At 61.0% G+C, this 18,201-nt stretch carries 24 protein-coding genes and 1 tRNA gene; 18 read left to right on the top strand and 7 right to left on the bottom strand.

What is annotated here, in order from left to right:
- Positions 1-106: 106 nt before the first annotated feature.
- The gene (locus tag N7U68_RS08440; protein WP_165196454.1) at positions 107-1,039 is read right to left on the bottom strand and encodes a PRC-barrel domain-containing protein; all 933 of its coding nucleotides are present in this window, start codon (positions 1,037-1,039) and stop codon (positions 107-109) included.
- 141 nt (positions 1,040-1,180) lie between these two features.
- Between N7U68_RS08440 and N7U68_RS08435 the strand changes: the two genes are divergently transcribed.
- Positions 1,181-1,957, top strand: a complete 777-nt coding sequence (locus N7U68_RS08435; RefSeq protein ID WP_263048822.1) for a sulfite exporter TauE/SafE family protein — start codon at positions 1,181-1,183, stop codon at positions 1,955-1,957.
- Positions 1,958-1,980: 23 nt separating this feature from the next.
- On the opposite strand, the gene N7U68_RS08430 is transcribed toward N7U68_RS08435, so the two are convergent.
- Entirely contained in the window at positions 1,981-2,289 is a 309-nt protein-coding gene (locus N7U68_RS08430) for a hypothetical protein (RefSeq protein ID WP_165196458.1), read from the bottom strand.
- A 208-nt stretch (positions 2,290-2,497) separates the two neighbouring features.
- Between N7U68_RS08430 and N7U68_RS08425 the strand changes: the two genes are divergently transcribed.
- From N7U68_RS08425 to N7U68_RS08410, 4 genes are read left to right on the top strand one after another with little or no spacing between them, the layout of a single operon-like run.
- Positions 2,498-3,358, top strand: a complete 861-nt coding sequence (locus N7U68_RS08425) for an HpcH/HpaI aldolase/citrate lyase family protein (RefSeq protein WP_165196460.1) — start codon at positions 2,498-2,500, stop codon at positions 3,356-3,358.
- A 5-nt stretch (positions 3,359-3,363) separates the two neighbouring features.
- On the top strand, positions 3,364-3,909 hold the full coding sequence (locus N7U68_RS08420; protein ID WP_263048821.1) for an NnrU family protein: 546 nt from the start codon (positions 3,364-3,366) through the stop codon (positions 3,907-3,909).
- Positions 3,910-3,916: 7 nt separating this feature from the next.
- Positions 3,917-4,120, top strand: coding sequence for a DUF1737 domain-containing protein (locus N7U68_RS08415; protein WP_165196462.1), 204 nt, complete (start codon positions 3,917-3,919; stop codon positions 4,118-4,120).
- A gap of 2 nt (positions 4,121-4,122) precedes the next feature.
- On the top strand, positions 4,123-5,154 hold the full coding sequence (locus N7U68_RS08410) for a MaoC family dehydratase (protein WP_263048820.1): 1,032 nt from the start codon (positions 4,123-4,125) through the stop codon (positions 5,152-5,154).
- A gap of 176 nt (positions 5,155-5,330) precedes the next feature.
- Here N7U68_RS08410 and N7U68_RS08405 read toward each other — a convergent pair whose 3' ends face one another.
- A complete protein-coding gene (locus N7U68_RS08405) occupies positions 5,331-5,609 on the bottom strand; it encodes a DUF6552 family protein (protein ID WP_263048819.1) in 279 nt (92 codons plus the stop codon).
- Between the two features lie 112 nt (positions 5,610-5,721).
- Between N7U68_RS08405 and N7U68_RS08400 the strand changes: the two genes are divergently transcribed.
- From N7U68_RS08400 to N7U68_RS08365, 8 genes are all read left to right on the top strand, one after another.
- Positions 5,722-6,597, top strand: a complete 876-nt coding sequence (locus N7U68_RS08400; protein WP_263048818.1) for a LysR substrate-binding domain-containing protein — start codon at positions 5,722-5,724, stop codon at positions 6,595-6,597.
- 272 nt (positions 6,598-6,869) lie between these two features.
- Complete coding sequence (gene sdhC / locus N7U68_RS08395) at positions 6,870-7,253, top strand: succinate dehydrogenase, cytochrome b556 subunit (RefSeq protein WP_165196468.1); 384 nt, start codon at positions 6,870-6,872, stop codon at positions 7,251-7,253.
- Between the two features lie 12 nt (positions 7,254-7,265).
- Positions 7,266-7,637, top strand: coding sequence for a succinate dehydrogenase, hydrophobic membrane anchor protein (sdhD, locus tag N7U68_RS08390; RefSeq protein WP_263048817.1), 372 nt, complete (start codon positions 7,266-7,268; stop codon positions 7,635-7,637).
- Positions 7,638-7,649: 12 nt separating this feature from the next.
- Complete coding sequence (gene sdhA / locus N7U68_RS08385) at positions 7,650-9,455, top strand: succinate dehydrogenase flavoprotein subunit (RefSeq protein ID WP_165196472.1); 1,806 nt, start codon at positions 7,650-7,652, stop codon at positions 9,453-9,455.
- Entirely contained in the window at positions 9,455-9,697 is a 243-nt protein-coding gene (locus tag N7U68_RS08380) for a hypothetical protein (RefSeq protein ID WP_165196474.1), read from the top strand. The genes sdhA and N7U68_RS08380 overlap by 1 nt, the downstream gene beginning before the upstream one ends.
- A 1-nt stretch (position 9,698) precedes the next feature.
- On the top strand, positions 9,699-10,049 hold the full coding sequence (locus N7U68_RS08375) for a succinate dehydrogenase (protein ID WP_241188118.1): 351 nt from the start codon (positions 9,699-9,701) through the stop codon (positions 10,047-10,049).
- Positions 10,050-10,064: 15 nt separating this feature from the next.
- Positions 10,065-10,844, top strand: a complete 780-nt coding sequence (locus tag N7U68_RS08370; protein ID WP_165196494.1) for a succinate dehydrogenase iron-sulfur subunit — start codon at positions 10,065-10,067, stop codon at positions 10,842-10,844.
- Positions 10,845-10,851: 7 nt separating this feature from the next.
- Positions 10,852-11,565, top strand: a complete 714-nt coding sequence (locus N7U68_RS08365) for a ZIP family metal transporter (RefSeq protein ID WP_263048816.1) — start codon at positions 10,852-10,854, stop codon at positions 11,563-11,565.
- A 26-nt stretch (positions 11,566-11,591) separates the two neighbouring features.
- On the opposite strand, the gene N7U68_RS08360 is transcribed toward N7U68_RS08365, so the two are convergent.
- Positions 11,592-11,930, bottom strand: coding sequence for a zinc ribbon domain-containing protein YjdM (locus N7U68_RS08360; protein WP_263048815.1), 339 nt, complete (start codon positions 11,928-11,930; stop codon positions 11,592-11,594).
- Positions 11,931-12,174: 244 nt separating this feature from the next.
- A tRNA-Thr gene (locus N7U68_RS08355) sits at positions 12,175-12,250 on the bottom strand.
- Positions 12,251-12,517: 267 nt separating this feature from the next.
- Here N7U68_RS08355 and N7U68_RS08350 point away from each other — a divergent pair.
- Positions 12,518-13,552: a succinylglutamate desuccinylase/aspartoacylase family protein gene (locus tag N7U68_RS08350; protein WP_263049131.1), complete on the top strand. Its 1,035-nt coding sequence runs from the start codon at positions 12,518-12,520 to the stop codon at positions 13,550-13,552.
- Positions 13,553-13,555: 3 nt separating this feature from the next.
- On the opposite strand, the gene N7U68_RS08345 is transcribed toward N7U68_RS08350, so the two are convergent.
- Together N7U68_RS08345 and rpsU are read right to left on the bottom strand one after the other, a co-directional pair.
- Positions 13,556-14,218 (bottom strand): hypothetical protein, encoded by a 663-nt coding sequence (locus N7U68_RS08345; protein ID WP_165196500.1) that lies wholly within the window; start codon positions 14,216-14,218, stop codon positions 13,556-13,558.
- A 257-nt stretch (positions 14,219-14,475) separates the two neighbouring features.
- Positions 14,476-14,682 (bottom strand): 30S ribosomal protein S21, encoded by a 207-nt coding sequence (rpsU, locus tag N7U68_RS08340; RefSeq protein WP_008207378.1) that lies wholly within the window; start codon positions 14,680-14,682, stop codon positions 14,476-14,478.
- 111 nt (positions 14,683-14,793) lie between these two features.
- Between rpsU and N7U68_RS08335 the strand changes: the two genes are divergently transcribed.
- Genes N7U68_RS08335 through N7U68_RS08320 form a run of 4 tightly spaced genes read left to right on the top strand, consistent with a single transcriptional unit; the run spans position 14,794 to position 18,180 of the window.
- On the top strand, positions 14,794-15,510 hold the full coding sequence (locus N7U68_RS08335) for a COQ9 family protein (RefSeq protein ID WP_263048814.1): 717 nt from the start codon (positions 14,794-14,796) through the stop codon (positions 15,508-15,510).
- Between the two features lie 9 nt (positions 15,511-15,519).
- A complete protein-coding gene (locus N7U68_RS08330; RefSeq protein WP_263048813.1) occupies positions 15,520-16,500 on the top strand; it encodes an NAD(P)H-quinone oxidoreductase in 981 nt (326 codons plus the stop codon).
- A 4-nt stretch (positions 16,501-16,504) separates the two neighbouring features.
- Positions 16,505-17,632, top strand: coding sequence for an exo-alpha-sialidase (locus N7U68_RS08325; protein WP_263048812.1), 1,128 nt, complete (start codon positions 16,505-16,507; stop codon positions 17,630-17,632).
- Positions 17,629-18,180 (top strand): hypothetical protein, encoded by a 552-nt coding sequence (locus tag N7U68_RS08320; RefSeq protein WP_263048811.1) that lies wholly within the window; start codon positions 17,629-17,631, stop codon positions 18,178-18,180. The genes N7U68_RS08325 and N7U68_RS08320 overlap by 4 nt, the downstream gene beginning before the upstream one ends.
- Positions 18,181-18,201: the final 21 nt, after the last annotated feature.

The raw sequence follows: 18,201 nt of genomic DNA, 5'->3' as shown, positions 1-18,201 counted from the left end.
GCTATCCAATCGCTGGCGCACGTGCAAGCCAGCATGCTGCGGCGCGTGCGCACAACGCAAAAAGGCCGCCCCGATTGGGACGGCCCTGATGTGATAGTCCAGACGGTTAGCTGGCTTCATATTCTGGTTGCGCTTCGAGGCTTTCCTCGGTTGCGTCGAGATAGATCAGCAGTGATCCGTCATTGCTACTTTGCAGGATTTGCAGCGTTTCAAAGTCTACGGCCACCGGCTTTTCCCCCATTCCGAGGAAGCCGCCAACATCGACCACAGCGCGGGTCAACTTGCCGTCTTCGACAAGAAGCTCGGAGATTTCGCCAAGATTCTCATCGTTGATGCCATAGACACGGGCGCCTTGCAGGTCGTCGACGCTAAAGTTGCGGGCGTCGACCAGTTCAACCTCTGCATAACCTTCACGTTCGACTGCAGGCCGGTTGAGTGTGGGCACATTTGCCATCGTATCCGTGTCCATGTCCGCAGCCGTCGCATTTTCCTGCGAGATTTCGGCCTCTGGCTTGTTCGCGTCGGCAGTGTCTGCGCCCATGGCTGTATCGGTTTCCATGTCGGCTTCGGTCTTCATGTTGCCGTCATGGGCACCGGTCATTGCAGCGCTACGATCATATTCGGGCACGGTCTCAAGCTGCTCCTTGGTGGCGTTAACCACGAGGAAGCGATCACCCGAGTCGCCGGTTTCATTCAGGACGCGGATTGCATCCATCTGGATGGCAACGTCACGTTCACCGATCCCTAGAAAACCACCGATCCCGAGGATCACGGCGTCAACTTCGCCGTCTTGGCTGATGATCAGGTCGTTGATTTCACCGATGTCATCCCATTGATCCGTGGCACTGCGGGCGATTTCGCCGCCGGTTTCATAATCCTTTTCGGCGCGGTAAATACGCATGCCGATCAGATCCGAACCATAGAACTGACCCATGGTCGGTTCCATTTCGGCGCTCCAGTCGATGGGGCCATGTGCCTCTGCCAGAGCCGAAGTGCCTAGCGTCAGGGCGAGCGCGGTCGTTGTCAGAAAACGTTTCATTTTCATCTCCTTAATCACTATTTTTGTCTGCTTACGGCGTGAGCCGCCGTGTGATACATCAACGTGGATGCGCCCTGTCGGTTCCCGGCGATTCATCCAGACGTGAAATTTTTTAGCTGAGCAGATAGGAATCACCCCACGATGGCCCTTGAGATCAACACTCTGCTCGGGTTGACGCCGGGTGTCTGGCTGCTCGCGGCATTGGCGGCGATTTTTGCCGGAATCTCAAAAGGGGGCTTCGGATCGGGTGCGGCCTTTGCCGGGGCAAGTATGCTGGCGATCGCGCTGACGCCGGGACAGGCGCTGGGAATCATGCTGCCAGTATTGATGCTGATCGATTTGGCGACGCTACGCCCCTATTGGCGGCAATGGAGCTGGCCGGATGCGCGGCTGTTGGTGCTGGGCGGGATGCCGGGGGTCGCACTGGGGGCTGCGTTGTATCAGGTGGCGGACGCAGATGCGCTGCGATTGCTGATCGGGGCGATTTGTCTGCTGTTCGTGGGCTGGCAGCTATGGGGGCGACTGGGCACCGCGCGCCGCGTGCGCGGGGAAATCCCTGCATGGGGCGGGGCGGTTGCCGGGCTGGTGGCCGGGTTCACCAGCTTTGTCAGCCACGCGGGCGGACCACCTGCCGCGATTTATCTGCTGTCGCGCGGGCTGACCAAGACTGAATACCAAGCGACCACGGTGCTGCTGTTCTGGATGGTGAACATCGCCAAGGCCGTGCCCTATGGGTTTCTGGGGATATTCACCACGCAGACATTACTGATCGACATCGTACTAGCACCCTTTGCCCTGTTGGGTGCGTGGCTGGGCGTGATCGCGCACCGGGCTGTCCCGGAGCGCGCATTCTTTGCGTTAACCTATGTGTTGTTGACGGCGACGGGGGCCAAGCTGATCTGGGATGCGCTGGTTTGACCTGAGGCTGGGGCAAGAGGTGGTCACGCATCGCTCCCCTGTGCTGGCAACGCTTCGGCCAGCGTTTCGAACGCCATGCCGCTGGCGACAAGGCAGGTCACGCCGGTCGGCGACGTGACAGTGATTGTCCAACTGCCCGAGGCGTCGGAGGCGAAAACCTCGACCACGGCGTTATTGGCGCCCAGACCGATGGAGTGCCGTGTTTCGCCATAGGTGTCGGCGAGGCGCGACACGACGATGTCACGCGGCGCGCAGTTGGGTGCGGCCAGTGCCGGAAAACTGCCTGTGAGACATGCGGCGAGTGCGGTGCCGCCGATCATTCGGTTTATCATGGGTCTACCCTTTTTTGTTGCAGGCTCCCTGTCCATGTGTGCCGATCAGCATGGGCAACAGTGTATCTAAACACGGTTAACAACCCGTACGCGGGGGGGCGTGTCGTGCGTAATGCTGCGCTGCGGCACATAAGGGCTTGAACAAATCACATCAAAAATGGCATTGAATGCGCAAGAATATTGCCCGCACTCAATGCAGGAGAGGTCCATGGACGCTGCCAGCCACCCGTACCGATCAGTTCTATATATCCCCGGTTCCAAGGACCGCGCGCTGGACAAGGCGCGCAGCCTGCCCACCGATGCGATCATTTTTGATCTGGAAGATGCCGTCGCCCCCGATGCCAAGGCCGAGGCGCGTCAGACGCTGGCGGCCGCGTTGAAGGAAGGCGGGTATGGCAAGCGAGCCAAGATCGTGCGCATCAATGCGCTGACAACCGCATGGGGGCTGGAAGATGTGCGCGTGCTGGGCGATGCGGGCGCGGATGCGATCCTGCTGCCCAAGGTCAATACCCGCTCGGACGTGGACAATCTGGCCGATCTGCTGCCTGCCGACATGCCGATCTGGACGATGATGGAAACCCCCGTCAGTGTGTTCAACGCGCGCGATATTGCGGCGCACGGCCGGGTGACGGGACTGGTCACAGGCACCAACGACCTGACCAAGGATCTGGGTAGCCGCACCCGTGCCGACCGCCTGCCGCTGATGACCGCGTTGCAGATGATCGTTATGGCGGCGCGCGCGGCGCGGATCGTGGCGATTGACGGGGTTTACAACCGGTTTCGCGATGGCGAAGGGTTGCGCGCGGAATGCGAGCAGGGCCGCGATCTGGGATTTGACGGCAAGACCTTGATCCACCCCGCCCAGATCGAGGGCGCGAACATCGCCTTCGCACCGACCAGTTCAGAGATCGATCTGGCGCGACGGCAAATCGAGGCGTTCGTGGCAAGCGAAGCCTCGGGGCAGGGGGTCGCGGTGGTTGATGGCATGATCGTAGAGAACCTGCATGTGGTGGCAGCCAAGCGGCTGTTGGCACGTGCGGATGCGGTTACTGAAATGGCGGTGGTGTGATGGGTATGATCCTGTTGATTGTCGGGTTGGCGCTGTGGATCGGTGCGCATCTGTTCAAACGCATGGCGCCTGCACGGCGCGCGGCCATGGGGGCCAAGGGGCGCGGGCCGATTGCGCTGACAATCCTCGCAGGTGTGGTGCTGATGGTGCTGGGTTACCGGATGGCCGATGGTGCGGTCTATTGGGGGCGCAGCCCGGCGATGGTGGGCATCAACAACCTGCTGATGTTGCTGTCGATCTACCTGTTCGCGGTGTCGGGGGCGAAAACCGCATTGGCGCGGCGCATGCGTCATCCGATGTTAACCGCGGTCAAGGTGTGGGCGTTGGCGCATCTGTTGGTCAATGGCGATGTGCCATCGTTCGTCCTGTTTGGCGGATTGATGGCGTGGGCGGTGATCGAGGTCATCGTCATCAACCGGTCCGAGCGCGACTGGACCCCGCCGCCGCCCGCACCACGGCGCAAGGAAATCACGACGGTCATTGCGACTTTGATCGTCTACGCAGGGATCGCCGGTGTGCATTATGCGCTGGGCTATCCGACATTTGGATGAGGGTCTGATGAAGCTTTATCGTTTGCTTACCGCCGATGACACGTCGGCATTCTGTCACAAGGTCACGCTGGCGCTGAACAAGGGGTGGGCACTGCATGGCAGCCCGACCTATGCCTGGGACCACGCCAATGGTGTGATGCGGTGCGGGCAGGCCGTGACCAAGGATGCGCCGGGGGACTACACCCCCGAGACCAAGCTGGGGGAACAGTGAGCATGGCCAAGACCAATCCGGGCCGATTTTTCGAGGATTACAGCGTTGGCGAAACCATCCGCCACGCGGTGCCGCGCACAGTGTCGGGGGGGGAACGCGCGCTCTATCATGCGCTCTATCCGGCGCGCCATGCGCTGTACTCATCGGATGAATTTGCGCGCGAGTGCGGCCTGCCTGCCGCGCCGCTGGATGACATGGCGGCGTTCCACGTCGTGTTTGGCAAAACAGTGCCGGATGTATCGCTGAATGCGTTGGCCAATCTGGGCTATGCCGAGGGCCGCTGGCTGCGCCCGGTCTATCCCGGTGATACCATCAGTTCGACCTCTGACGTGATCGGGCTGAAGCAGAATTCGAACGGCAAATCCGGTGTCGTCTGGGTGCGGACCAAGGGGCATAATCAGCGCGGCGAGACAGTACTGGATTATGTGCGCTGGGTGATGGTGCGCAAACGTGAACCGGGCAGCGATGCGCCGGAGGTGGTGATCCCCGAACTGGCGTCGGTACTGAAAGCGGATCAACTGGTGGTGCCCGAGGGACTAGATTTTACCAATTATGACTTTGGGCTGGCGGGCGAGCCGCATCGCTGGGGCGATTACGCCGTTGGCGAAACGATTGACCATGTGGACGGTGTTACGATCGAGGAAGCCGAACATATGCTGGCCACCCGGCTGTGGCAGAACACGGCCAAGGTGCATTTCGATTCCGGCGCGCGCCCGGATGGGCGGCGGCTGATCTATGGCGGGCATGTCATATCAATGGCCCGCGCGCTAAGTTTCAATGGTCTGGCCAATGCGCAGATGGTTGTCGGACTGAATGGCGGGGCACATGCCAACCCGTGCTATGCGGGCGATACCGTCCGAGCATGGAGCGAAGTGCTGGACCGAGCGGAGACATCCGCGCCGGGTGTCGGCGCGCTGCGTCTGCGGCTGGTGGCAACAAAGGGGGGCGATCCCTTTGCGTTGAAGGGCGACGATGGCAAGTATCTGCCGGATGTGCTGCTGGATTTGGATTACTGGGCGTTGGTGCCGCTCTGAGATCATTGAGTGCGCTGGCGCGCACGCTGGATATCTCTGCCCCCGGCCCTGCGGGCCGATGGCATCGGGCGGGTGCGGAGGGCAGCGGTCCGCGTCACATAGGCGGAGTGTGGAGGCGGGGATGTGCCGCCTCCGGCGAGAGCATTTATGCAAAGGTGTAAAATGCAGGGTCAGGGTCAACCCGCGCTCATCCCGGCGAGCATTGCGCCGAGTGCGACGACGTGGATCAGCATGATCGCGCGGTCGTTCCAGAGCACGCCAACAATGAACCATCCCAAGACCCCAACGAGAAAAAGATAGAGGTTCAGCGGTGTCCAGCCAAATGCAGTGGCGGTGTAGCCGAAGATCTGGATCATGGAGGCGGCCCATTTGATGGCAAAGGTCAGGCGGTCCCGCGCCGGGGCGACGGCAGGGGTCGTATCGACGGGGGGGCATGAGAGTGTGTGCGTCGTCATAGGACTGCTCCGATATCGGTGTTTCAGGTTGCGTTTGGGTATTTGTACTTGGGGTCAGGGGGGATTTCGCGCTAGAAAGGGCGCGATCAGACTGTAGGATAACTATCGGCAAATGGCTCATCTTCCTCCTTTGAACGCGTTGCATGCCTTTGACGCGGCGGGGCGGCATCTGAACTTTCGCGCGGCGGCAGATGAGTTGGGTGTCACGCAAGGAGCGGTGGCGCAGCATGTCCGGCGATTGGAAGCGCATCTGGGTATGCCACTGTTCGAACGATTGCCGAAGGGGCTGGCCTTTACCGCAGTGGGGCGTAGTTATCACGCGCAGGTTGCTGCCGCATTTGGCGATTTGCGGGATGCGACGAACACTGTGCGCCCGGAGCCGGGAAAAGTGTTGATCAGTGTCACGCCGACCTTTGCCGCGAAATGGCTGATTCCGAATTTGCCTAGCTTGTCCGAGGCGCATCCCGAGATCGACCTGCGGATTCTGGCAACGGAGAATGTATCCAGTTTTCATGGTGATGGCATTGATCTGGCTGTGCGGCAGGCTAAGCCACCCTTTGGCGCGGCGCTGGAGGCGGTGCGTCTTTTTGAGCAGGAGATCATCGCAGTGGCCGCGCCGGGATTGGTGGCGGGAGATGACCTGCCGCTTGATCCTGCCGTGTTGACACGATTGCCGAAACTGCATGACGCGCATGGGTTCTGGTCAGACTTCGAGAAGATGCTGAATATTCGAGGGCATGACGGACGCGATCTGCGTCTGAATCAGACGGCATTGGCAATTGATGCAGCGCTTTCCGGGCAGGGGGTCGCGCTGGTTCCGCGGTTTCTGGTTGCCCGTGATCTGGAGGCGGGGCATCTGGTTCAGGTCATGTCCGAGACGATGGTGGGCGCGCAGGATTTCTATCTGCTGGCAGAGCGCAACCCACGGCGCGATCCGGCGGTCGAGGCGGTGCGGCAGTGGATGTGCGCGCAGGGAACCGCCAAATAGGCGTGGCCGGTCTGCTTTCGGCGCATCTGGCTGATGCTGCCGACTGGTTGCGTGATTCGTGATCACGAAAACGTGGCGAGAATCGAATTTGTGATCACGGCGAAATTCATGTGATCACAAAGAGCGGTTATGTAGCAAAAACCTTGGTCTGAATGGCATTTGGGGCTGTGCACCGGTGACAGTCGCGCTAAAACACGTCACAAAAGGCTAGCCAGTCATGGCATCGCTCCTGCGGGGGCCGGGTCATGCGCCAAACTAAGGGGACATGTAATATGGCCGATGTGAACCGGGGCGATCGCCCGCTGTCACCGCACCTGACAATCTACCGCCCGCAATTGACCGCGATTTCGTCGATCCTGACGCGGATCACCGGGAACGCGCTGATCGTGACGGCGCTGCTGATCGTCTGGTGGTTGCTGGCCGCTGCTGCGGGGCCGCAGTACTTTGAGACGGCGAATGCGTTCATCACTTCGTGGTTCGGGGATCTGGTGCTGACACTGTCACTATGGGCGGTCTGGTATCATTATCTGGCCGGGTTGCGGCATCTGATCTGGGATGCGGGCCGTGGTCTGGACATCAAGACTGCTGAGACGCTCGGCTGGATCTGCGTTATCGGGTCGGTTGTGCTGACGATCCTGACAATCATTATCATCTAAGGGAGGCAAGCCATGCGTTATCTGACCGCCCGCAAGCGCGCCGAAGGCAAAGGCGCTGCCCATTCCGGGACCGAGCACCACTGGTATATGACCGTCAGCGGTGTTGGCCTGGCGCTGATCGTGCCGACGTTTTTGTATATCTTCGGCAGCACGCTTGGTGCCAGCCATCAGGATGTTCTGGCCACTTTTGCGCATCCCGCCGTCGCGATCCTGACCGGGTTGATCCTGTTTGTGGGATTGCAGCATTTCCGCAAAGGAGCGCAGACCATGCTGGAGGACTATTCGCATGGCACCACGCGCAAGGCGCTGATCATCGGTATGACGGCGCTGTGTTATGGGCTGACGGCCACCGGGCTGTTCGCCCTTGCCAAAATCGCGATTTAAGGATCTGACCCGATGGCTGCTTATGAATATGAAACGCATGAATATGATGTGGTTGTGGTCGGTGCCGGTGGCGCGGGCTTGCGGGCCACGTTGGGCATGGCTGAACAAGGGTTGCGCACCGCCTGCGTGACCAAGGTGTTTCCGACACGTTCGCACACGGTGGCGGCGCAGGGCGGGATTGCGGCGAGCCTCAGCAACATGGGGCCGGATCATTGGCAGTGGCATATGTATGACACGGTCAAGGGATCGGACTGGCTGGGTGACACGGACGCGATGGAGTATCTGGCCCGCGAGGCACCCAAGGCGGTTTACGAATTGGAGCATTACGGCGTGCCGTTTTCGCGCACCGAAGAGGGCAAGATTTACCAGCGCCCCTTTGGTGGGCACACGACCGAATTCGGTGAAGGTCCGGCCGTACAGCGCACCTGTGCGGCAGCGGACCGGACCGGGCATGCGATTCTGCACACCTTGTATGGCCAAAGCCTGAAAAACAACGCCGAGTTTTACATCGAGTATTTTGCCATTGATCTGATCATGTCGGATGATGGTGCCTGTACCGGCGTTGTCTGCTGGAAGCTGGACGATGGCACGATGCATGTGTTCAACGCCAAGATGGTGGTGCTGGCAACGGGTGGCTATGGCCGCGCGTATTTCAGCGCCACATCGGCCCACACCTGCACCGGTGACGGCGGCGGGATGGTGGCACGGGCCGGGTTGCCATTGCAGGACATGGAGTTCGTGCAGTTTCACCCGACGGGTATTTACGGCTCGGGGTGTCTGATCACCGAGGGCGCGCGTGGTGAAGGTGGCTATCTGACCAATTCCGAGGGCGAGCGGTTCATGGAACGCTATGCGCCGAACTACAAGGATCTGGCGCCGCGCGACTATGTCAGCCGGTCGATGACGATGGAAATCCGCGAAGGACGCGGTGTCGGCGAGGCTGGAGATCACATTCACCTGAACCTGTCGCACCTGCCGCCTGAGGCGTTGAACCTCCGGCTGCCCGGCATTTCCGAGAGCGCCAAGATTTTCGCAGGTGTGGACGTCACCAAAGAGCCGATCCCGGTCATTCCGACCGTGCACTACAACATGGGCGGCATTCCGACCAACTATTGGGGTGAAGTTCTGAACCCGACCAAGAAAGACCCCAAGGCTGTGGTTCCGGGGCTGATGGCCGTGGGCGAAGCGGGCTGTGCGTCGGTGCATGGCGCGAACCGGCTGGGATCGAATTCGCTGATTGATCTGGTGGTCTTTGGTCGTGCGGCGGCAATCCGCGCGGGCAAGGTCGTGGATGCCGAGAGCGCCGTGCCGGGCACCAATCAGGGTCAGGTGGACAAGGCGTTTGACCGGTTCGACAGTGTACGCAATGCAAATGGCGGAACGCCGACGGCCGATCTGCGGCTGGAGATGCAGAAAACCATGCAGGCGGATGCGGCTGTATTCCGCACCTCCAAGACACTGAAGGAAGGCGTGGACAAGATGACCGCGATTGCGGCCAAGCTGGATGATCTGCATGTGACGGATCGCTCCTTGGTCTGGAACACCGATCTGATGGAATCGCTGGAACTGACCAACCTGATGCCCAATGCGCTGGCCACGATCCACGGTGCCGAGGCGCGCCAAGAGAGCCGCGGCGCACATGCGCATGAGGATTTCAGCACCCGCGACGACGAAAAATGGCGTGTGCATACGATTGCACGGGTGGAGGGCAACAAGGTCGGTCTGAGCTATCGCCCGATTGTTGAGGATCCGCTGACCACCGAGAAAGAGGGTGGGATCAGCCTGAAGAAAATCGCCCCCAAGGAACGGACATTCTGATGCGGGTGGTGCTGGGCCTTATCGCGGGGTTGGCGGCTACGCCGACACTGGCACAGACGCAGGATCAGGTGAATGCGCTGATTTCACAGTGTATCTTTAGCCATACAGAGGCGACGCAGATCATCTTTTCGACCGAAAAGCGGGAGAGCGGCGCGATTGCCATCAAGTTTGACAATCGCATGGGCCTGAGCTCTGCCGAAAAGGACACTGTGCGCAACTGCGTGGCGCAGGGGCTAAGCTAAGGTGGAACGCGGGGCGAGATATCGCGGTGCGAACCTCGTTGGTGCGGGTGTTATTGTGGCGCTGACGCTGAGCGGTTGCACCGCAGCCAATGAAGCCGCCGACACGCTGGCGCAGGATCGGGCCAAAAGGGTGGTGAACGGCGTTGTGCAGCAGCGGTTTCCCGGTGTGAACGCAGCCCCGGTGACCGATTGCATCATCGATGCGGCCAGCGCCGGAGAGATTATTTCCATCGCCGGGGCATCCGTCACCGGCGTCACAGAAGAAACGGCGCGGGACGTGCTGGAAATAGCACAACGTCCCGAGGCCATAGAATGTATTGCCCAGAACAGCATCGCGCTGTTGGGCGGCTGAACGGAGTAGACGCACATGGTTCAACTCACCCTGCCCAAGAACAGCCGGATTACCACCGGCAAGACGTGGCCCAAACCGGCTGGCGCCAAGAACTTGCGCAAGTTCAGCATCTACCGCTGGACGCCAGATGACGGCAAAAATCCCAGCGTGGACACGTATTTTGTCGATATGGATACCTGCGGGCCGATGGTTCTGGACGCGCTGATCAAGATCAAGACAGAGATTGACCCGACGCTGAGTTTCCGCCGCTCGTGCCGCGAGGGTATCTGTGGGTCCTGCGCGATGAACATCGACGGGATCAACACGCTGGCCTGCATCTATGGCATGGACGAGATCAAGGGCGATGTGAAAATCTATCCGCTGCCGCACATGCCGGTGGTGCGTGATCTGATCCCCGACCTGACGCATTTCTATGCTCAGCACGCCAGCATTATGCCGTGGCTGGAAACCAAGACAAACCGTCCCGCGAAGGAGTGGAAACAATCCATCGAGGACCGGGCCAAGCTGGATGGTCTATATGAGTGCGTCATGTGCGCCAGTTGCTCGACCGCCTGCCCAAGTTATTGGTGGAATGGTGACAAGTACCTCGGGCCCGCCGCGCTGCTGCACGCCTATCGCTGGATCATCGACAGCCGCGACGAGGCGACCGGCGAACGGCTGGATGATTTGGAAGATCCGTTCAAGCTGTACCGTTGTCACACGATCATGAACTGCACCAAGACATGCCCCAAGGGTCTGAACCCGGCCAAGGCGATCGCAGAGATCAAGAAGATGATGGTCGAACGCGTCGTTTGATTAGCGGATGGCCGAGACGCTGACACAGGCGCTGTTGCTGGCGGGGATGGCGGGAGCGACGATCCCGGTGGGCGCGTTGCTGGCAACGCAGGAGAAGTGTCTGCCCGGCTGGCTGGAAGACGAGTTTCGCCATAGTGTCATCGCCTTTGGCGGTGGCGCGCTTTTCTCAGCTATCGCATTGGTTCTGGTGCCTGAAGGGGCGGACCGGCTGGCACCGCTGGCTGTGCTGTTCTGGTTTGTGGCAGGGGGCGCGTTTTTCTGCTGCGTCGACCGGGCGATTCAGAACCGGGGCGGCACGGGTGCGCAACTGATGGCGATGCTGCTGGACTTTGTGCCAGAGGCGATGGCGCTTGGTGCGCTGATCGCCGGTGATCCGGGGGTCGCGGTGTTGATGGCCGGGTTGATTGCGCTGCAAAACCTGCCCGAAGGGTTCAACGCGTTTCGCGAAATGCAGGACGCCGGGCGTCGAACGGCGCGCATTCTGATCCTGTTCGTCATGATTGTCGCACTGGGGCCGATATCCGCGTGGTTCGGCCTGACCGTGCTGGGCGATCAACCCGAGGTGTTGGGGGCGATCATGCTCTTTGCTGCGGGTGGGATCCTGTATTTGCTATTCGAGGATATCGCACCGGGTGTCCGGCTGGAACGTGCCTGGGCACCGCCGCTGGGGGCAGTGGCGGGATTTGCGCTGGGGCTGGCTGGGCATTTGATGGTGGCCTAAAGGTTGCGTCGCTGTCGTGCGAAACGTCAGTCAGAGACTTTCTTGACGAACTGGGATTTCAGGCTCATCTGGCCAAAGCCCGGAATCTTGCAATCAATGTCGTGATCGCCGTCGACCAGACGAATGCCGCGAACCTTGGTGCCGACCTTTACAACGGATGATGATCCCTTGACCTTCAGATCCTTAATGACGGTGACAGTGTCGCCATCCGCCAGCACGTTGCCGACGCTATCGCGTATTTCGTCAGCACTATCTGCTGTCTCGGGGGACCATTCATGGCCGCATTCAGGGCAGTTGAGCAAGGCATCCACAGGATAGGTGTATGTCGAGGCACATTCGGGGCACGGGGGCAGGGTATCGGTCATGCCCTTGCTATAGCCGGGTGGATGAGAGGTGACCAGAACGTGATCGTCTTTGCGCCGGTATCCGGCTTTGAGCGGTCACATGATCAGTTGCGACGACGCGTATCAGGGGATGGTCCGGGAAAACCTGTGATGCAGGTGGCTGGCGTGACCCAGAGCCGTCAAAGTTCTTGTCGTTCTCACAAAACGACTGCCACGCCATGCAGTGCGGTGAGTGTTCCCGGTCTTTCGCTTTGCGAAAGCCCTTTGGTGCCGCTGAAGGGACTCGAACCCCCGACCCCATCATTACGAATGACGTGCTCTACCATCTGAGCTACAGCGGCATCCCGGTCTGCACTGGTCCGGGGTGGACCATGCGGATAATGCACGCTGCTTCTAGCGATTTGGCGTCCTGCGTCAATATCGGATCGCCACGCAGAACGAAAAGTGCATATCTGTCATCGCGACCGTTGCGGATGGGCGTAATTTCGGACGCCGTGCGTCGACGGCGAAATATGCCGGGGGCCGGGACCGAGGCAGCCTTCCTGCCTACCTGATAGACACCAGAGCGGAACTTGCCTATCGCTGAGGGAGCAAAGAAAGGCACCGATATGGCCAAACGCGAGGCGTTCGAGATTGGCGGGCAGAGCATCGCGCCGGGAACACGAGCGACGGTGGACATACCCGTTAGCACATTGTCGGACCATACGCCGGTCAATTTATCGGTGCATGTGGCACATGGGCGCAAACCGGGGCCGGTGATGTTCGTCTCGGCGGCGGTGCATGGCGACGAGGTGATCGGGGTCGAGATCGTGCGCAGGCTGCTAAAGGCCAAGGCGCTGAAGTCGATGGCGGGGACGCTGCTGGCGGTGCCGATCGTGAATACTTACGGATTTCTCAACAATGCGCGCTATCTGCCGGACCGGCGTGATTTGAACCGCTGTTTTCCCGGCGGGCCAGAGGGGTCGATGGCGTCGCGGCTGGCGCATATTTTTATGACCGAGGTGGTGTTGCGCGCGCAGGTGGGGATTGATCTGCATTCCGCTGCGATCCACCGCACCAACCTGCCGCAGATACGTCTGTCACCGGGAAACGCGCGATTGGCGGCCTTGGGCCGGGCCTTTGGCGCGCCAGTGATGCTGAATTCGAAGCTGCGCGAGGGATCGCTGCGGATGGCGGCCGAAGAGGCGGGCATCGACGTGCTGCTGTACGAGGGTGGCGAGGGGCTGCGCTTTGACGAACTGGCGGCGCGGGCGGGAGTTGCGGGCATCCTGCGCGTGATGCACGAACTGGGGATGCTGGCCGCCCGCGCGGTGCCGCGCACAAAGGCGCGCAGCGTGATGTGTGGCGGGTCAAGCTGGTATCGCGCCCCGGCGGGAGGGCTGTTTCGCGGGTACCTGCCGACCGGGGCCACGGTGGCACCCGGCACAGTACTGGGTGCCGTGTCAGATCCGTTCGGCGAGGTCGAGACCGAGGTGATCGCCGACGAGGAAGGTATCATCATCGGGCGCACCAACATGCCGGTGGTCTATGAGGGCGAGGCGCTGTTTCACATCGCTGAAACCGCGCGCGCCGAGGCCGCCGCCGAAGGGGTCAGCGCGCATATGGACGCGGCACCGCTCTATGATGAGGACGAGATCATCTGACGATCACGTAACCTTGTCGCGGTTCTGCGGCAACAGGAAGATCGACACGGTCAGCAGGCTGAACACCAGTTCATACACTTCCCATTTACGCTGCACGTCAATCACCGTGATGATGATGCTGGCCACCAGCGCGATCAGACCATGCCGCAGCCATGGCACCGGCACCGCGAACCGGTCTGCAAGGGCTGCGATGCGCGGGCTGCGGGTATAGAGCAGCGGCAAAACCACCAGATAGAGCAGGATGCAGAACGTCAGGATTGGGCCAAACAGCGTTTTGGTCAGATGAATGTCACCAATCATCAGGTTGTGAAAATTGGTTTCATCCTGCTTGTTGTTGTTCTGGAAAAACTCGCCGGATTCCCAGCCGAACACGCGCTGGCCCCACGATACTTCTTCGCCCGCAGCGAGAAAGAACATCAGCGCATAGAGCATCGTCAATACGGCGGCCAATCGCAGGCCACGGGCGGAAGTCCCGCGCGCGTTGAAGGCCAGAACCACGCTGGAGGCAAACAGGCAGATCGCAGTGCCGTATTCGACCAAGCCATCTTCGGCGGCGAATGTGGCCCAGAAATATGTGGGATTCACGAATGCGATGACCACGGATGCGGCCAGAACCGCCGCAATCAGCGCCATCAGGGCGCGGTCAATCTGGCTCAGCAGTGTCATTCAAACTTCTTTCCAGCAATCGAAATCTGTCGCTGAGATATGCGAGCGCCCCGGTTCCATCAAGTGCAAACGCTTCGATGGCGATCTGGCGCCGATCCGGGGCGGTGCGATTCGCTGACTTCGGGGAACGACAAACCCCCGCGGCAAAGCCTCGGGGGTCGTCACTTTTGTCATTCGCGCATCTTGGCCCGAAAACCGATATTTCATTTTTCGGGATGCACGCATCTTTTGGTGCGGATCAAGCCGTCAAAGGCTGCTTAGAGCATACCTTCGCGCTGGGCTTTCTTACGTGCCAGTTTACGGGCACGACGGATAGCTTCAGCTTTTTCGCGCGCTTTTTTCTCGGATGGTTTCTCGAAATGTTGCTTGAGCTTCATTTCCCGAAACACACCTTCGCGCTGTAGCTTTTTCTTCAGGGCGCGGAGCGCCTGATCGACGTTGTTGTCGCGTACACTAACCTGCATGTGGTTTTCACCACCTTTCTAAGTTTGAGTTGCAAGAGATTGCAGGAAGCGGGTCTATAGCAAAGCCCGGCGGATTTGTCTAGGGTGCGACCCGAGCCTGGGAGAGACAATATGACCGAACCGGATCTGACCACCGAGATGCTGAAGGCCGCCGCGACCCATGTGCCGTTCGACGGCTGGAGCCAGATCAGTTTTGACGCGGCGGCGCGTGATGCCGGGGTGGCACCGGGCGTCGCGCGGGCGCTGTTCCCGCGTGGTGCGGTTGACCTTGCGCTGGCGTATCATGCGGCGGGGGACGCTGCGATGCTGGCGCGTCTGGAAGAGGCGGATTTAGCTGACATGCGGTTTCGTGACCGGATCGCCGCAGCGGTGCGGTTTCGGCTGGAGGCCGTCGAAGACCGAGAGATGGTGCGACGGGGTATGGCGCTGTTTGCCCTGCCGCATCACGCCGCCGATGGTGCGCGCGCGATCTGGCAGACCTGCGATCACATCTGGACGGCGCTGGGCGACACGTCCGACGATATCAACTGGTATACAAAACGCGCAACATTATCAGGCGTTTATGGCAGTACCGTTCTTTACTGGCTGGGCGATGACAGCGACGGGCACGCGGCGACATGGGCGTTTCTGGATCGGCGGATTGATAACGTGATGCAGTTTGAGAAGACCAAGGCGAAAATGCGCGAAAACCCGGTGCTGACCCGTGTGCTGGCCGGGCCGCTGGACCTGTTGTCGCGGATACGCGCGCCGCAGGCCGGGCCGATGCCGAACATGCCGGGCCATTGGAACGTCGCCTCGGAAAAACATGGCAAGCAAGATCAGACTTAGGAATATACGATGACCAAGACGATGAACGCCGTTGAGATCACCCAACCCGGCGGCCCTGAAGTTCTGCAAATGACGCAGCGCCCCGTCCCACAGCCGCGTGTCGGCGAGGTGGTGATCAAGGTGGCCTATGCCGGTGTGAACCGCCCTGATGCTTTACAGCGCGCGGGTGCCTACGCGCCGCCCGTCGGTGCCAGCGATCTGCCGGGGTTGGAAGCGTCGGGAGAGATCGCCGCGATCGGCGCGGGTGTCAGCGAATGGGCTGTGGGCGATGCGGTCTGCGCATTGCTGCCGGGAGGTGGCTATGCCGAATATGTGGCCACATCGGCCGCGCATTGTCTGCCGGTGCCCGCGGGGATGGACCTGAAAGAGGCCGCATGCCTGCCCGAGACGTTTTTCACCGTGTGGTCCAACGTTTTCCAGCGCGGCGGGCTGAAGGCCGGCGAGCGGTTTCTGGTGCATGGTGGCTCGTCTGGTATCGGCACGACGGCGATCCAGCTGGCCAATGTCTTTGGCGCGCGGGTTTTCACCACCGCTGGCTCGGATGAGAAATGCGCCGTTTGCACAGATCTGGGCGCAGAGCGGGCGATCAACTATCGTAATGATGATTTCGTCGAGGTTCTGCGCGGCGAGGGCGGTGCGAACCTGATCCTCGATATGGTCGGTGGCGACTACCTTCCGCGCAACGTCAAGGCGCTGGCTGATGATGGACGACTGGTTCAGATCGCCTTTCTGCAGGGCCCGAAGGTAACGCTGAATTTTGCCCAGATGATGATGCGCCGCCTGACGATCACCGGCAGCACCCTGCGCCCGCAGAGCGTGCAAGCCAAGGCCGATATCGCGGCCGCCCTGCGCCGAGATGTCTGGCCGTTGCTGGATGCAGGGCGCGTGGCACCGGTCATGGACAGCAGCTATGCGCTGGCCGATGCCGCTGCGGCCCATGCGCATATGGAAAGCAGCACCCATATCGGCAAGATCGTTCTGGAGGTCTGATCTGGTGCTGGGCGTGGTGCAATACGCGGCTCTCGGCCTCGCCGCGATCAGCATTTGCCTCAGCGCGTGGGCGATCCGGCGCGACACGCCGCTGGACTGGCGATTTGCGGTGCCGCAGGTGGTCGGGACCGAAGCCGCGCCTTTTTTCCAGACAGTTCTGGACTATAAGGCCGCGACCGGGCAGGCGCATTCACCCAGTATTGCGCGGACCGACGATGGCTTTGACGTGCTGTGGTTCGAAGGCTCCAAGGAGGCACAGGCAGATGTGGACATCTTTGCCGCGTCGGTTACGGGCGGCGACGGTACGTGGGAATCTGATACGCCCCGCCGCATTGTCACGCGCGGCGCTCTGGGCGCGGCGTTCGCCCCGCGTCAGTTGGTCGTGACGCTGGGCAACACGATAGAGAACGAGTCCTTGCGCGGCGCGCTCTATAGCACGGTGGTGTCGGTCGGGGGCTGGGCCATGGCCTCGATCGCGGCGATCCGCATGGATGGCGACATGCCCCAGCAGGCCCGCAAGCTGAACCTGTCGCCGCTGCTGAACCGGTCGCATCTGGTGAAGTCGCCAATGGTTGAATATGCCGATGGCTCCTATGCCCTGCCGGTCTATTTCGAGATGGGGCAGATGCACGGCGTCCTCGCCCGCTTTGGCCGTGATGGCCGGGTCCGCGATACCGCGCGGATCGACGGGCCGAACCTGCATCCGATTCAACCGATGATCGTTCCGCTCAGCGCCACACATGCCGTCGCGTTCCTGCGCGATTTCGATATCGCGCTCGGCAAGCTGCTGATCAGTCACACGCGCGATGGCGGCCAAAGCTGGAGCAGCGTACGCGCGACCGAGATCGCCAACCCCAGCGCGCCGGTCGCGGCATTGCCGTTGGGGGGCGAGCGCATCTTGATCGCGATGAACGATGACCCGGCGCGCCCCGACGATCTGCGTCTGTCGCTGAGCGAGGATGGCGGCGAGACATGGCGGCTGCTGCACAGTTTTACACCCGAAGAGGGCGCGCTGCGCTACCCGATGCTGCGCGACCTGCATGGCGGGGAATTCGCGCTGACCTATTCGCAGGGGACCAAGCGCGGGATCAAGGCGCATGTATTCAACACCGCATGGCTGGCGACGAAATGAGTGCGGCACTCTCCTCTGTGGCGTTGGGTATTCTGATCACCTGGGCTGTTTGCATGATATCGGGGCTTGTCATGGGCACTCCGGTGTCGCTGATGCTGGGGGCAGTGGTGGGGATCGCGGCCGTGACGCTGTTCCAGAACAGTCTGGTTTCGGGTGCGCTGCTGGCGCTGCTGGCGCCCTTCGGTATCCTTTTGCCCGCTCTGGCGCTGCGCCATATGGGCGCGCAACTGGGTCTGCCGGTTCAGCCGTTTGCCACGGCAGAACTGGTTGTGATCTTACTGGTTTACGTCGGCTTTCTGGCCGCTGCGATGGGGGTGATTCCGGTCGACATCTACCGTCTGGGTTATGCACCGATTCCGGTGGCGATCATGGTGCTTGTCATCTGTGCCTATGGGGCTGCCAGCGGCAGCGTCTTTCTGCCGCTCGTCGCGGTACTGGGGCAGGGCGTCTGGGTCATGGGCTGGGGCAGCAGCAACTGGTTCGACGAGGTGACACATGCAACGCTTGTGCCGATCCTCGTTATCGTTCTGCTCACGCGGGCTGTGTGACGCGCGCGCGGCCCTTCTTCT

The sequence above is a fragment of the Roseovarius pelagicus genome, assembly GCF_025639885.1.
Taxonomy (GTDB): domain Bacteria; phylum Pseudomonadota; class Alphaproteobacteria; order Rhodobacterales; family Rhodobacteraceae; genus Roseovarius; species Roseovarius pelagicus.
Note: the sequence above shows the minus strand (reverse complement) of the source record. Positions and strands in the feature narration are given on the sequence as shown.

What these genes read in the sequence shown, in the direction of transcription:
- N7U68_RS08440 (WP_165196454.1), bottom strand. Translation starts at nt 1,039, where the DNA reads ATGAAACGTTTTCTGACAACGACCGCGCTCGCCCTGACGCTAGGCACT.
- N7U68_RS08435 (WP_263048822.1), top strand. Translation starts at nt 1,181, where the DNA reads ATGGCCCTTGAGATCAACACTCTGCTCGGGTTGACGCCGGGTGTCTGG.
- N7U68_RS08430 (WP_165196458.1), bottom strand. Translation starts at nt 2,289, where the DNA reads ATGATAAACCGAATGATCGGCGGCACCGCACTCGCCGCATGTCTCACA.
- N7U68_RS08425 (WP_165196460.1), top strand. Translation starts at nt 2,498, where the DNA reads ATGGACGCTGCCAGCCACCCGTACCGATCAGTTCTATATATCCCCGGT.
- N7U68_RS08420 (WP_263048821.1), top strand. Translation starts at nt 3,364, where the DNA reads ATGATCCTGTTGATTGTCGGGTTGGCGCTGTGGATCGGTGCGCATCTG.
- N7U68_RS08415 (WP_165196462.1), top strand. Translation starts at nt 3,917, where the DNA reads ATGAAGCTTTATCGTTTGCTTACCGCCGATGACACGTCGGCATTCTGT.
- N7U68_RS08410 (WP_263048820.1), top strand. Translation starts at nt 4,123, where the DNA reads ATGGCCAAGACCAATCCGGGCCGATTTTTCGAGGATTACAGCGTTGGC.
- N7U68_RS08405 (WP_263048819.1), bottom strand. Translation starts at nt 5,609, where the DNA reads ATGACGACGCACACACTCTCATGCCCCCCCGTCGATACGACCCCTGCC.
- N7U68_RS08400 (WP_263048818.1), top strand. Translation starts at nt 5,722, where the DNA reads ATGGCTCATCTTCCTCCTTTGAACGCGTTGCATGCCTTTGACGCGGCG.
- sdhC (WP_165196468.1), top strand. Translation starts at nt 6,870, where the DNA reads ATGGCCGATGTGAACCGGGGCGATCGCCCGCTGTCACCGCACCTGACA.
- sdhD (WP_263048817.1), top strand. Translation starts at nt 7,266, where the DNA reads ATGCGTTATCTGACCGCCCGCAAGCGCGCCGAAGGCAAAGGCGCTGCC.
- sdhA (WP_165196472.1), top strand. Translation starts at nt 7,650, where the DNA reads ATGGCTGCTTATGAATATGAAACGCATGAATATGATGTGGTTGTGGTC.
- N7U68_RS08380 (WP_165196474.1), top strand. Translation starts at nt 9,455, where the DNA reads ATGCGGGTGGTGCTGGGCCTTATCGCGGGGTTGGCGGCTACGCCGACA.
- N7U68_RS08370 (WP_165196494.1), top strand. Translation starts at nt 10,065, where the DNA reads ATGGTTCAACTCACCCTGCCCAAGAACAGCCGGATTACCACCGGCAAG.
- N7U68_RS08365 (WP_263048816.1), top strand. Translation starts at nt 10,852, where the DNA reads ATGGCCGAGACGCTGACACAGGCGCTGTTGCTGGCGGGGATGGCGGGA.
- N7U68_RS08360 (WP_263048815.1), bottom strand. Translation starts at nt 11,930, where the DNA reads ATGACCGATACCCTGCCCCCGTGCCCCGAATGTGCCTCGACATACACC.
- N7U68_RS08350 (WP_263049131.1), top strand. Translation starts at nt 12,518, where the DNA reads ATGGCCAAACGCGAGGCGTTCGAGATTGGCGGGCAGAGCATCGCGCCG.
- N7U68_RS08345 (WP_165196500.1), bottom strand. Translation starts at nt 14,218, where the DNA reads ATGACACTGCTGAGCCAGATTGACCGCGCCCTGATGGCGCTGATTGCG.
- rpsU (WP_008207378.1), bottom strand. Translation starts at nt 14,682, where the DNA reads ATGCAGGTTAGTGTACGCGACAACAACGTCGATCAGGCGCTCCGCGCC.
- N7U68_RS08335 (WP_263048814.1), top strand. Translation starts at nt 14,794, where the DNA reads ATGACCGAACCGGATCTGACCACCGAGATGCTGAAGGCCGCCGCGACC.
- N7U68_RS08330 (WP_263048813.1), top strand. Translation starts at nt 15,520, where the DNA reads ATGACCAAGACGATGAACGCCGTTGAGATCACCCAACCCGGCGGCCCT.
- N7U68_RS08320 (WP_263048811.1), top strand. Translation starts at nt 17,629, where the DNA reads ATGAGTGCGGCACTCTCCTCTGTGGCGTTGGGTATTCTGATCACCTGG.